Origin of the sequence: Exiguobacterium sp. JMULE1, from assembly GCF_013337175.1 — a bacterium.
Taxonomy (GTDB): Bacteria; Bacillota; Bacilli; order Exiguobacteriales; family Exiguobacteriaceae; genus Exiguobacterium_A; species Exiguobacterium_A indicum.
This window is the reverse complement of record NZ_SGWC01000002.1, coordinates 1812249-1826187: the sequence shown is the minus strand read 5'-3', so window position 1 is coordinate 1826187 and position 13939 is coordinate 1812249. Positions and strand designations below refer to the sequence as shown.

Annotated in this window: 11 protein-coding genes; all 11 read left to right on the top strand. The window is 48.9% G+C overall.

The window, feature by feature from the left end:
* Positions 1-109 precede the first annotated feature (109 nt).
* The 11 genes from EXW93_RS09900 to pnp all read left to right on the top strand — a co-directional run bounded on the left by EXW93_RS09900 (position 110) and on the right by pnp (position 13897).
* The gene (locus EXW93_RS09900) at positions 110-4381 is read left to right on the top strand and encodes a PolC-type DNA polymerase III (RefSeq protein WP_174316770.1); all 4272 of its coding nucleotides are present in this window, start codon (positions 110-112) and stop codon (positions 4379-4381) included.
* 129 nt (positions 4382-4510) lie between these two features.
* Positions 4511-4978, top strand: coding sequence for a ribosome maturation factor RimP (gene rimP / locus EXW93_RS09895; RefSeq protein WP_023468684.1), 468 nt, complete (start codon positions 4511-4513; stop codon positions 4976-4978).
* 17 nt (positions 4979-4995) lie between these two features.
* The gene (gene nusA, locus EXW93_RS09890; RefSeq protein WP_023468683.1) at positions 4996-6105 is read left to right on the top strand and encodes a transcription termination factor NusA; all 1110 of its coding nucleotides are present in this window, start codon (positions 4996-4998) and stop codon (positions 6103-6105) included.
* Between the two features lie 3 nt (positions 6106-6108).
* Positions 6109-6378, top strand: a complete 270-nt coding sequence (rnpM, locus tag EXW93_RS09885) for an RNase P modulator RnpM (RefSeq protein ID WP_023468682.1) — start codon at positions 6109-6111, stop codon at positions 6376-6378.
* Positions 6371-6673 carry a YlxQ family RNA-binding protein gene (locus EXW93_RS09880; protein WP_023468681.1) on the top strand — a complete coding sequence of 101 codons (303 nt, stop codon included), beginning with the start codon at positions 6371-6373 and terminating at the stop codon, positions 6671-6673. Before rnpM ends, EXW93_RS09880 begins: the two co-directional genes overlap by 8 nt.
* A 15-nt stretch (positions 6674-6688) precedes the next feature.
* Entirely contained in the window at positions 6689-8860 is a 2172-nt protein-coding gene (infB, locus tag EXW93_RS09870; RefSeq protein ID WP_023468680.1) for a translation initiation factor IF-2, read from the top strand.
* A gap of 39 nt (positions 8861-8899) precedes the next feature.
* Positions 8900-9241, top strand: a complete 342-nt coding sequence (gene rbfA / locus EXW93_RS09865) for a 30S ribosome-binding factor RbfA (protein ID WP_023468679.1) — start codon at positions 8900-8902, stop codon at positions 9239-9241.
* 50 nt (positions 9242-9291) lie between these two features.
* Positions 9292-10200 carry a tRNA pseudouridine(55) synthase TruB gene (gene truB, locus EXW93_RS09860; RefSeq protein WP_023468678.1) on the top strand — a complete coding sequence of 303 codons (909 nt, stop codon included), beginning with the start codon at positions 9292-9294 and terminating at the stop codon, positions 10198-10200.
* A gap of 16 nt (positions 10201-10216) precedes the next feature.
* Positions 10217-11146, top strand: a complete 930-nt coding sequence (locus EXW93_RS09855) for a bifunctional riboflavin kinase/FAD synthetase (protein WP_055968627.1) — start codon at positions 10217-10219, stop codon at positions 11144-11146.
* 123 nt (positions 11147-11269) lie between these two features.
* Positions 11270-11539, top strand: coding sequence for a 30S ribosomal protein S15 (rpsO, locus tag EXW93_RS09850; RefSeq protein WP_023468676.1), 270 nt, complete (start codon positions 11270-11272; stop codon positions 11537-11539).
* 138 nt (positions 11540-11677) lie between these two features.
* A complete protein-coding gene (gene pnp, locus EXW93_RS09845) occupies positions 11678-13897 on the top strand; it encodes a polyribonucleotide nucleotidyltransferase (protein ID WP_035396793.1) in 2220 nt (739 codons plus the stop codon).
* Positions 13898-13939: the final 42 nt, after the last annotated feature.

Below are 13939 nucleotides of genomic sequence, written 5' to 3'. Positions count from 1 at the left end.
CTTGTCTCACACCCATTCGCCCCTTGGGCAATCCGCAAGAGGAGGAGGAGTTGCTGTCACGGTGTGAAGCGATCAGACAGCACAATTGCGAGTGGATACACAACAACGCATGTCACTGTTGCTGAGTGACTTGGAATTACCGAACGGTATCATTGAAGAATACTTTAACGAAGCAGTTCTTGAGAAGCTTCGCGTCAATAAAGCAAAAGCAACCTGGACATTTGAAATCCGCTTGCCACACGTTTTGCCCCAAAACGTCTATCAACTCTTTACGAGTCGTTTGATAAGTCGGTATCAGCAATTCGCCGAAGTCAAAGTTATCCTATACGCGGATAGTCGACCAGACGAACGCCTATATCATGATTACTGGCCATATGTCGTGCAAGATCTCGCCGACGTTTCATCGGCGCTGCGGACACAACTCGGACGTGTCTTACCGGAGTTCAAAGAACAGAAATTATTCATTCCAGTCCGAAGTGAACCGGAAGCAGGATTCTTAAAAAGTAGCTTATGTGGGGAATTGCAGTTACTTTATAGTGCTTACGGATTTCCGAAATTCAACTGTGAACCGATTGTTCAAATCAACGAATCGAAACAAGAAGCGTTGCGCAATCAGGTAAAACAGGAAGACATGGAAGAAGCAAAACGGATGCTCGAGTTGCAGTTCAAACGAGAACAATCGCGGGATGACGATGAAGGACCGGTTGAGATTCGGATCGGGAAACCAATTCAAGATGAGATTGTCCCGATTAAGACGATCCAAGATGAGGAACGACGGATTGCGATTCGTGGTCTCGTCTTCTCGGCAGAGAGTCGTGAACTACGAAGTGGAAAGACAATCTTTACGTTCAAAATGACGGATTATACGGACTCCCTCGTCGTCAAGATGTTTGCGCGTGACGAAACAGACGTCAAGATACTCTCTGCGATCAAAAAAGGGATGTGGATTCAAGCGGCAGGTCGCGTTGAGTTCGATACGTTCCTGCGCGATCTTTGTATGATGATTGCCCAACTGTCAGAGGTGAAGATGGAAGCCCCTGCTGACCCTTGGGCAGGCGAGAAGCGTGTCGAGTTACATGCGCACTCGCAAATGAGTCAAATGGACGCCGTCATGAACGTGACGAAATACGTTGAACGCGCGGCGAAATGGGGTCATCCTGCTGTTGCGATCACGGATCACGCGGGTGCCCAAAGTTTCCCGGATGCCTACTATGCCGGAAAGAAAAACGATATCAAGGTATTGTATGGAATCGAAGCGAATGTCGTCGATGACGGGGTGCAAGTCGCCTATCATCCCGTGGACCGTAACTTAGATGACGCGACATTCGTTGTCTTTGACGTCGAGACGACGGGTCTATCGGCGATGTACAACAAGATCATCGAACTTGCAGCCGTCAAGATCCACGACGGTGATATCATAGATAAGTTCGAAGCGTTCGCGGATCCGAAGCATCTATTGTCGGCGACGACGATTGATTTGACAGGAATCACCGATGATATGGTCCGCGGAAAACCAGACCCGGAACAAGTCGTCAAGGAATTTATGGACTGGGTCGGCGATTCGATTCTCGTTGCCCATAATGCCTCATTCGATATCGGATTCTTGAATGCGACACTCCGTTCCGGTGGACACGATGAATCGGTCTTGCCAGTCATTGATACGCTTGAGCTAGCCCGTGTTTTGATGCCGACGCTAAAAAACCATCGATTGAACACACTCGCGAAACGATTTGACATCGAATTGACGCAGCATCACCGCGCCATCTATGACGCGGAAGCGACAGGCTATTTGATGGTCAAATTGCTGCAAATGGCAGATGAGATGTTCGACATGAAGACACACGCTTCGCTCAACCGGGAGATGGGGAAAGATATCTCGCGGGCACGGCCATACCACGCGACGGTCTATGCGAAGAACCGGACGGGCTTGAAGAATCTGTACCAATTGATTTCGATTGCTCACACGAAACACGTGCACCGTGTCGTCCGCACACCACGCTCGCAACTCGTCGCGCATCGGGATGGATTGATCATTGGATCAGCTTGCGATAATGGCGAGGTGTTTGATGCTGCCTTGAACAAGTCGGACGAAGATTTAGCAAAAGTGATGCAGTTCTATGATTTCATCGAGATTCAGCCACCCGCGATGTATGGTCATTTGATTGAACGGGAAATCGTTCAGAATGAACTCGAACTGCGCGAACTGATCAAAAAGATCATCCGCGTCGCGGAAGAACATGATATCTTACCAGTCGCGACAGGGAATGTGCATTACCTCGATCAACATGACGCGACGTACCGGGAGATCTTGATCCGGACGCAAGGTGGAGCGAACATGCTGAACATGCGAAAACAACTGCCACCGGCACACTTCCGGACGACGAAGGAAATGATGGATGACTTCAAGTTCCTCGGACCGGATGTGTCGGAACGTCTCGTCATCACGAACAGTCAAGCCGTCGCGGAACAGTTCGAGAACATCGACATCATTCCAAAGGATCTCTATACACCGAAGATCGAAGGGGCAGATGAAGAAGTACGGAACTTGTCGTACGATATGGCGCACCGGATTTACGGCGACACGTTACCGGAGATCGTCGAAGCCCGCCTCGAAAAAGAGTTGAAGTCGATCATCGGTCACGGATTCGCCGTTATCTATCTGATTTCCCATAAACTCGTTAAAAAATCACTCGACGACGGCTATTTGGTCGGTTCACGAGGATCGGTCGGATCAAGTCTCGTTGCGACGATGACCGAGATCACGGAAGTCAATCCATTGCCACCGCATTACGTCTGTCCGAATTGTAAGGAATCGGAGTTCTTCGATGACGGTTCCGTCGGTTCGGGATTCGATTTACCGGATAAGTCTTGTTCGAAATGTGATGTCCCATTATTTAAGGATGGTCATGATATTCCGTTCGAGACGTTCCTCGGATTTAAAGGGGATAAAGTACCGGATATCGATTTGAACTTCAGTGGAGAATACCAGCCACAAGCACACGCCTATACGAAAGTCCTGTTCGGTGACGATTACGTCTACCGTGCCGGAACGATCGGTACGATCGCTGAGAAGACAGCGTATGGCTACGTCAAAGGGTATCAGTCGGAGAATGAGTTGACGTATCGGAATGCGGAAGTCGATCGTCTCGTCAGTGGTGTCACCGGTGTCAAACGGACGACCGGACAACACCCGGGTGGGATCATCGTTGTACCGGACTATATGGATATTTACGATATTAGTCCGATTCAGTATCCGGCAGACGATATGGGTTCTGAATGGAAGACGACACACTTTGACTTCCACTCGATTCACGATAACTTACTCAAACTCGATATCCTCGGTCACGATGACCCGACAATGATCCGGATGCTACAAGATCTGTCAGGACGTGATCCGAAGACGATTCCGGTCGATGACCCAGAAGTCATGAAAATCTTCAGTTCGACGGAATCGATCGGTGTAACGCCGGAACAGATTGATTCAAAAACAGGAACGCTCGGCATTCCGGAGTTTGGAACAAAGTTCGTCCGCCAAATGTTAGAAGAGACGAAACCGACGACGTTCTCAGAGCTCGTTCAGATTTCAGGACTCTCGCACGGAACGGATGTCTGGCTCGGAAACGCCAGCGAATTGATCTACAACGGAACGTGTGAACTAAAAGACGTCATCGGTTGTCGAGATGACATCATGGTCTACTTGATCTACGCCGGTCTTGAACCGTCGCTTGCCTTTAAAATCATGGAGTCGGTCCGAAAAGGGAAAGGACTCTCGATTGACATGGAAGAGGCGATGATCGAGAACGATGTACCTCTCTGGTATATCGATTCTTGTAAGAAAATCAAGTACATGTTCCCGAAAGCCCATGCTGCCGCCTACGTCTTGATGGCTGTCCGGATTGCTTACTATAAGGTCCACCATCCGATGTATTACTACGCTTCGTACTTTACGGTTCGTGCGGGTGACTTTGATATCGGTGCGATGAATAAAGGCTCTGCTGCCGTTCGGAAAGTCTTGCAAGATATCAAGGATAAAGGATTTGAAGCGACGGCGAAGGATAAAGGGCTGTATACGGTTCTTGAAATCGCGCTTGAGATGATCGAACGTGGCTTTACGTTCCAAAAGGTCGATCTCTACCGCTCAAGTGCAACGGAATTCCTCATTGACGGAGATACGTTGTTACCACCGTTTAATGCCGTGACAGGTCTCGGGACGAATGCAGCGAAGCAGATCGTCGAAGCACGTAAAGGCGGCGAATTCCTCTCGAAGGAAGACCTCCAAAAACGCGCTAAGTTATCGAAATCGATCATTGAGACGCTCGATAACCTAGGCTGTCTCGAAGGGTTACCGGACGAGAATCAGCTCTCCTTGTTCGACTTGTAAACCCTTAGGAACACTTGCTTTGAGCGCTTTCCTATGCTATATTGAGTGAGGAAATGTTTTTTATACTACGACTTGGAAGGAGTAGGGGGACCTGCTCCTTTCTTGTTTGTTTTTTGAAGGAGGATGAAGATGACGAACGTAACGGAAAAGGTCGAAGCGCTCGCAAAACCAATCGTCGAACGAGAGGGGATGGAGCTAGTCGACGTTGAATTCGTCAAAGAAGGGGCGGATTGGTTCCTACGTGTCTCCATCGACAAAGAGGGTGGCGTGGATCTTGAAGACTGCGTCAAAATCAATGAACAGTTATCGGAAGCATTGAATGACAATGATCCGATCGACGAGCCGTATTACCTCGACGTCGCTAGTCCAGGAGCGGAACGTCCACTGAAGAAAGACGAGGACTTCGAAAAGGCGATTGGGAAACATGTGTACATCAAAACGCACGATCCAGTAAAGAATGCGGTTGAATTCGAAGGAACGTTGCTCGCGTACACACCTGAGATGCTTGAAATCGAAGTGCGTGTCAAAACAAGAAAATTGAAAATTGAGATACCGGTCGACAAGATTTCACTTGCGCGACTTGCGGTAATGTTCTGACGGAAAGGAAGAGAACGATGGGACCACAGTTACTCGAGGCGATCAATCAAATCGCGAAAGAGAAGGAAATTGACAAGAACATCATCATCGATGCGCTCGAACAGGCATTGATTTCAGCGTACCGACGCAACTTCGGAAAAGAATCGGAGGCTGTAAAGGTCGAATTCGACCAGCAGACAGGAGACATCCGTGTCTTCGCGCTTAAGGAAGTCGTCGAACGATTGACACAACCAGAAGAGCAACTTTCGCTTGAAGAAGCGCACGAGATCGATCCGACATATGAACTCGGCGATTTCCATAAAGTCGAAGTGACGCCAGGCGACTTCGGTCGTGTTGCAGCACAAACAGCGAAACAGATCGTCACACAAAAAATGCGTGAAGCAGAACGCGAACGCATCTACAATCACTTCGCGGATCGTGAAGATGAGATCATGACAGGTATCGTCGAGCGTCAAGATGCACGCAACTTGTACGTCAACCTAGAAGGTATCGAAGCTGTCTTGACGACACACGAGCAAATGCCGAACGAGCGTTTCGGGATTCGTGATCGCATCAAGGTGTACGTCACGAAAGTTGATCCAATGGTCAAAGGATCAGGGGCATCGATTCTTGTATCACGGACACATCCAGGTCTCTTAAAACGTCTCTTTGAAATCGAAGTACCAGAGATTTCAAGTGGCGAAGTCGAAGTCAAGTCTGTGGCGCGTGAAGCGGGCGACCGTTCGAAAATCGCAGTCGCGGCGGATGACATCGATCCAGTCGGTGCATGTGTCGGACAAAAAGGGGCGCGTGTTCAACGCATCGTCAATGATTTAAACGGGGAAAAAATCGATATCGTCCGTTACTCGGATGATCCGAAAGAATATGTCGCGAACGCACTCAGCCCAGCTCAAGTCGTTGCGGTCTATGTGAACGAACCAGCGAAAGCGACAATCGTCGTCGTTCCAGATTTCCAATTGTCGCTTGCAATCGGGAAACGTGGTCAAAACGCGCGTCTCGCAGCGAAATTGACAGGATGGAAAATCGACATCAAGAGCGAGTCTGAAGCGGAAGCAATGGATCTCGAAGATGTCTTCGCGACGGAAGAGCCGGCAGTAGAAGCGGTCCAAGTCGAAGGCGAGGAATAATTCGTGCAAAAAAAGGTACCATTACGTAAGTGTGTCATCACACAAGAAATGAAACCGAAAAAAGAATTAATTCGTGTCGTCCGGACACCTGAACAAGAGGTCGTCATCGATTTAAATGGTAAGATGAATGGGCGAGGTGCCTATTTATCGAAAGATGCGGCAGTCATTGCGACGGCGAAGAAAAAACGGACGCTTGATCATCATTTGAAGGTCAAGACGACAGATGCCTTATACGATGAATTGCTTGAAATCGCGGGAGGTACAAATGAGTAAATGGGAATCCCTTCTCGGTCTCGCGAATCGAGCTAGAAAAGTGACGACGGGAGAAGAACTCGTACTGAAAGAAGTACGAGGAGGACAAGCGAAGCTTGTTCTTTTAGCAGCAGATGCGGGGGCTGCCACGCGTAAGAAAGTCACAGATAAATGTACGAGTTATCAAGTTCCTTACCTAGAAGTCGCCGACCGGACGATTCTCGGTCAAGCATTAGGAAAGGATGCGCGTGTTGTCGTGTCAGTCAATGAAGCCGGATTTGCGAAAAAGCTAACTGAACTCCTCTCGAACGACTAATTGGAGGTGGATCCTTTGGGTAAACGTGTATACGAATTCGCCAAGGAACAAAACGTAACAAGTAAGCAGGTCATCACCCAGCTCGAAAAGCTGGAGAAACCAGTCAAGAATCATATGGCAGTATTAGATGAACAGACAGTACAGCAACTCGATCAAGTATTTAATCCCGAAAAATATCGGGCTCAAAAGACGGAGGCTCCAAAACAAGTGAAATCAGATAATAAACCGAACCGACCAGGAAGTACAAACAAACCAGCAGGTAACCAATCACGTAACAGCAAAGGCGGACGCCCAGAATTCGGCAACCGTAACAACCGTGGCGGCAAACGTCGTCCGAACCAAAAGAAAGCAGAACCACGCAAACTTGAAGTTGCGGATCCGAACTCGAAGTCGAGTCAACGGAAAGCAGCTCGCCGGGCGCAAGAAGAGGCGATGGCAAATGTCGTTCAATACTCTGACAACTTGACAGTCGGTGAACTCGCTGAAAAAATGGCGAAAAAACCGAATGAACTGATCATGAAATTGATGGGTCTCGGTGTCATGGCGACGATCAACCAAGATCTTGATGACGAGACAGTCGAACTGCTCGCGACAGAGTTTGGTTTTGAAGTCGAAAAGACAGTCCAAGTCGATGAGACGGACTTTGATCAATACGAATTGAACCTTGACCAGTACGAATTGTCTGAGCGTCCACCGGTCGTTACGATCATGGGACACGTCGACCACGGTAAAACGACATTGCTCGACTCGATCCGTAACACGAAGGTCACTGCAGGCGAAGCCGGCGGGATCACGCAGCACATCGGTGCTTACCAAGTTGAGATCGACGGCAAGAAGATCACGTTCCTCGATACACCAGGTCACGCGGCGTTCACAACGATGCGTGCACGTGGAGCAGATGTCACGGATATCGCGATCATCGTCGTTGCAGCCGATGACGGTGTCATGCCGCAGACGGAAGAAGCGATCAGCCACGCGAAAGCAGCTGGCGTTCCGATCATCGTCGCGGTCAACAAGATGGATAAAGAAGGCGCAAACCCTGACCGTGTCAAACAAGAATTGACAGAGTTCGAACTCGTTGCAGAAGACTGGGGCGGCGATACGATCTTCGTACCGGTTTCAGCTCTTAAAGGAGACGGTATCGACGAATTGCTCGAGATGATCCTTCTCGTTTCAGAAGTTCAAGAATACAAATCAACACCAGACATGAACGGTCGCGGAACAGTCATCGAGGCGAAACTCGATAAAGGACGCGGTCCAGTCGCTACCCTTCTCGTTCAACACGGAACACTTCGTGTCGGTGACCCGATCGTCGTCGGTCACACGTTCGGTCGTATCCGGGCAATGGTCAACGATATCGGTCGTCGTGTCAAAGAAGTTGGACCATCGACGCCAATCGAAATCACAGGTTTAAATGATGTTCCGAAAGCGGGCGATCAATTCTTCGCATTCGAAGATGAGAAAAAAGCACGCCAAATCGGTGAAGCACGTTACCAACGTGAAATCGAAGCACAACGTCGCGATTCAGCGAAAGTTAGCTTAGAAGATCTCTTCGACCGCATCAAAGAAGGCGAAGTCAAGGACCTCAACATCATCATCAAAGGTGATGTCCAAGGTTCAGTTGAAGCCTTAGCCGGTTCATTGAAGAAAATTGATGTCGAAGGTGTTAAAATTAACATCGTACACTCAGGTGTTGGTGCGATCACGGAAGGTGACGTCATCCTCGCCTCAGCAGCAAATGCAATCATCATCGGATTCAACGTTCGTCCGGATGGTAACGCGAAATCAATGGCAGATCAGGAGAAGGTTGAAATTCGTCTTCACCGGATCATCTATAACGCGATTGAAGAAATCGAGCAAGCGATGAAAGGTCTCCTTGATCCTGAATTCGTCGAGAAAATCATCGGTCAAGCTGAAGTCCGCGATGTCATCAAAGTATCGAAAGTCGGTACGATCGCAGGTGGATATGTCACGGAAGGTAAGTTAACGCGTGATGCAGGTGTCCGTGTCGTTCGTGACAGCATCGTCATTTACGAAGGAAAACTCGATACACTTCGCCGCTTTAAAGATGATGTCAAGGAAGTCGCTGCTGGTTACGAGTGTGGTATTAAGATCGAACGTTATGATGACGTAAAAGTCGATGATGTCATCGAAGCGTTCATCATGGAAGAAGTCAAACGGAAGTAACAGAACGGAATCCATTCTTCCGAACTGGAGGGAACAAACATGAGTTTACGCTCGAATCGTGTCGCCGAACAGGTGCGTAAGGAAATTACGCAACTGCTCATCAAGGATGTCAAGGATCCACGCGTCAAGCCGATTACCGTCACAGGTGTCGAAGTGACAGGAGACTTGCAACAAGCGACGATCTTCTATTCAGTCCTCGGTGACGAAAAAGCACGTGAGGATGCGCGCATCGGTCTTGAAAAATCAAAAGGCTTCATGCGTAAGGAAATCGGATCGCGGATTCGTCTGCGGAAAACACCTGAACTATTGTTCGAGGTCGATTCTTCTGTCGAATACGGATCACGCATTGATGAGTTGCTTCGGAATTTGAACAAAGATTAACACCTAAGGCAACCACGCGTGTGGTTGCCTTTTTTCAAGGAGGACATCACGTGGAACCCATCGGAGTATTACCACTAGATAAACCAGCCGGCATGACGAGTCATGATTGTGTCTTTCGTCTACGTCGCTTGTTTCAGACGAAAAAAGTCGGACATACAGGGACGCTTGACCCAGAAGTAACAGGTGTCTTACCGATTTGTCTCGGTCGAGCGACGAAACTTGCCCGTTTCATCACGGATGAAGGAAAACGTTACGCGGCGGAAGTGACGATCGGTTTTGCAACGACGACAGAAGATGCACACGGAGAGATCGTTCGTGAAACACCGGTCGAACCCGAAAGTATTACTGAAGAGGCGATCGCTGATATTCTGAGCGCCTTGACAGGAGAGATCGAACAGACGCCACCGTATTATTCAGCAGTCAAAGTGAACGGGAAGAAACTATACGAATATGCACGAAAAGGGATTGAAGTCGAGCGACCGACACGGATCGTCCGTATCGATCGATTGGAACGGACATCGGACCTTGTGTTCGAAGATGGTCTTTGTCGCTTCCGCCTTGATATCGCATGTGGAAAAGGGACCTATATCCGGACACTAGCAGTCGAAATCGGAGAACGACTCGGTTATGCGGCACACATGAGCGACTTACGCCGGACAGGTTCTGGTGCGATTGCTGAGACGGACACCGTCACACTCGAGACACTCGAATCGTATGAGACAGTCGAAGAGCGGATGCAACACGTCCTTCCGATCGAACACGTCATCCAAAAATGGCCACGATTGACGGTTGATGCAGCAACAGCGCAACGTGTCTTGAACGGAGCAAAGCTGACAAGCATTCCAGTCGAATTCGAGCTGTTTACTGTCTATAATGAAGAGGACGTACCTTTAGCGCTATATCGACGTCTTCCAGAAGAACAGGTAGCACGCGTCGAGGTCATGCTACAAATCGATTAAGATCGGAGAGAGCATCATGGACATCATACATTTGACATATCCGGAACAGCCTCAAAAAGCCCCTGCTGTCATCGCACTTGGCTTTTTTGACGGTGTACATCTCGGACATCAGCAAGTCATCGCAGCAGCACGGAAAGAAGCGGAGGCTCGTCGCCTGCCTTTGGCTGTCATGACCTTTGATCCACATCCGAAACAAGTACTTGGTAAAGGGGATGAACCGGTCCGCTACATCACGCCGCTTGAACGTAAATTAGAGAAAATCGAACGCCTTGGTGTCGATCGTGTTTACGTCATTGAGTTCACGATTCCTTTCTCGGAATTGTCACCGCAAGCTTTCGTCGATGAATATCTGATTGCGTCCGGTGCAGAGCATGTCGTCGCTGGATTTGATTATTCCTATGGTCGCTTCGGAGCTGGCAAAATGACGACGCTTGATTTTCATAGTCGTGGCACGTTCACGCACACCGTTGTAGCAGAGTTCCAAGAAGAAGCAGAAAAAATCAGCTCAACCCGGATTCGTCGTTTACTTGCTGCAGGAGAAGTCGAACCGGCTGCACGTTTGCTTGGAGAACCCTACCAAATCAAAGGCACGATCATTCACGGTGACGCACGCGGTCGACAAATTGGCTTCCCGACAGCCAACATGCGCCCAGAATTCGCCTACGTCATACCGAAACTTGGTGTGTATGCGACATTCGTTCGCTTAGCGGACGGTCGTCGATTCAAAGCGATGACGAACGTCGGCAGACGCCCGACGTTTTATGAGACGGGAGACGTCAGTATTGAGACACATCTTCTTGACTTTGATGAGGATCTTTATGGTCAAGAATTGACGCTTGAATGGATTGCTTATTTACGCGATGAAAAAGCCTTCAATGGTATCGATCAATTGAAAGAACAGTTGACACGAGACCGCGAAGAGGCAAATACACGATTAAGCGTTTGACAGTACGGACAGGGTTCGTTATGATAGGTCAGTACGATTACGTACAGCCGATTCACTTGGCATCTGGTCTCACCATCCGATGCTCGGGAATACGGTCATTCATAAGATGGAGGTGGAGTGACAATGGCACTCACAAAAGAACGTAAAAACGAAATCATCGAAGCATATGCTACGAAACAAGGCGATACTGGTTCGCCGGAAGTACAAGTTGCTGTTTTAACTGAACAGATCACAACTTTGAACGATCACTTACGTACACACAAAAAGGATCACCACTCACGTCGTGGTCTCTTGAAAATGGTCGGTCGTCGCCGTAACTTGCTCACATACCTTCGTAACAAGGATGTTGCACGTTACCGTTCGTTGATCGAGCGTCTTGGTCTCCGTCGCTAATCCCGACGAGAACGAGGTAGGGAAGCAGGAGCATCGTCTCCTGTTTCTTTTTTTTGCCGATTCATGGACTTTTTGCGCAAGAACCTACATAATTAGATTTGAATGAAAAAACGGATAGCAGTGAGAGGAGATTTGTGCATGTCACAAACAAAACAGACGTTTTCGACCGAACTCGGTGGACGTCCATTAACGATTGAAATCGGTCAATTAGCAAAACAAGCGAACGGAGCAGCATTGATTCGCTACGGCGATACAGCCGTTCTTGCTACGGTCGTTGCATCAAAACAACCGAAGGACTTAGATTTCTTCCCATTAACAGTGAACTATGAAGAAAAATTATATGCGGCAGGGAAAATCCCAGGTGGATTCCTTAAACGTGAAGGACGCCCTGGAGAGAGCGCGATCTTGACTTCGCGTCTGATCGACCGTCCGATCCGTCCATTATTCCCGGACGGTTTCCGTCACGACGTACAAGTCGCGACGACGGTCCTTTCGTCAGATGCTGATAATTCACCAGAAGTCGCTGCGATGATCGGGGCTTCGATTGCCCTTTCGATCTCGGATATTCCATTCGATGGTCCAATCGCAGGCGTGACGATCGGTCGCGTCGACGGAGAGTTCGTCGTGAACCCGACTTCAGCGCAAATGGAAGTCAGCGATATCGACCTTCAAGTTGCCGGAACAAAACATGCCGTCAACATGGTCGAAGCAGGTGCGAAGGAAGTATCGGAACAAGCAATGCTTGAAGCGATCTTGCTTGGACACGATGTCATCAAGGAAATGATCGCTTTCCAAGAGGGGATCGTCGCACAAGTCGGTAAAGAGAAGTTCGAATATACGGTATCAAGCTTCGATGAGACAATCGTCAATCGCCTGAAAGCAGAAGCATTGGCAGAAGTCACACAAGCAGTTCAAGTCGAAGAAAAACAAGCACGTGACGTTGCCATCAACGAAGTCATCGCAAAATACATCGAGTTGTATGCAGCTGACGAGTCAGTCACAGCAGAACAACTAGCAGAAGTATCAGGCGTTCTCAACAAGTTCGTCAAAGACGAAGTCCGCCGTCTGATCACAGAAGATAAAATCCGTCCAGATGGTCGTGGTCTTGCTGAGATCCGTCCACTTGATTCAGAAGTCGGTCTCTTACCACGTGCACACGGTTCAGGTTTGTTCACACGCGGTCAGACGCAAGTCTTGTCTGTTGCGACACTCGGTGTTGCGGGTGACGCTCAAATCATCGATGGACTGGGTCTGAAGGAAGAGAAGCGTTTCATGCACCACTATAACTTCCCGCCATTCTCAGTCGGGGAAGCACGTCCGATGCGTGCACCAGGTCGTCGTGAAATTGGTCACGGGGCACTTGGAGAACGCGCACTCTTACCAGTTCTTCCGAATGAAGTCGATTTCCCGTACACGATTCGTCTCGTGTCAGAAGTCCTTGAGTCGAACGGTTCTTCATCACAGGCTTCAATCTGTGGTTCGATCCTTGCCATGATGGATGCTGGTGTTCCACTTAAAGCACCTGTCGCTGGTATCGCGATGGGCTTGATCATGGAAGGCGACAATTACTCGATCTTGACAGATATCCAAGGGATGGAAGATCATCTCGGAGATATGGACTTCAAAGTCGCTGGAACTCACGAAGGTGTCACAGCTCTGCAAATGGATATGAAAATCGGCGGAATCACGCGTCAAATCCTCGAAGAAGCACTCGAGCAAGCACGTCTTGGTCGTCTGCACATTCTTGAGCATATGCAAACGGTCATCGCTGAACCACGTGTCGAATTGTCACAATACGCACCAAAAATCGTCACACTCAAAATCAATCCAGATAAAATCCGTGATGTCATCGGACCTGGTGGTAAAGTCATCAACGGTATCATCGATGAGACAGGCGTCAAGATCGACATCGATCAAGACGGAACCGTCTTTATCGCTTCGACGGATCAAGCCGGCATCGATCGTGCCCGTCAATTGGTCGAAGATATCGTCCGTGAAGTCGTCGTCGGTGAAGAGTTCGATGGAACAGTTCGTCGTGTTGAGAAATTCGGTGCATTCGTCGAATTGTTCAAAGGAAAAGACGCACTCGTCCACATTTCGGAACTCGCACTTAACCGTGTCGGTCAAACGGAAGATGTCGTCAAACTTGGAGATAAGCTAAAAGTCCGTGTCACGGAAATCGATGACAAAGGACGCGTCAACGCTTCACACAAAGTCCTGCTCGTCGAAGGCTTAAGTGAAGAAGATCGTGCTGCATACGAAGAAAAGAAAAAGACAGAGCGTGAGAACCGCCCGCCACGTCGGGATCAGGGTTCACGCCCACCACGTGACGGACAACGTCCACCACGTCGTAACTAATGAATCCAAGGTGGCTCGACGGTGCAGAGAATGCAACGAGAG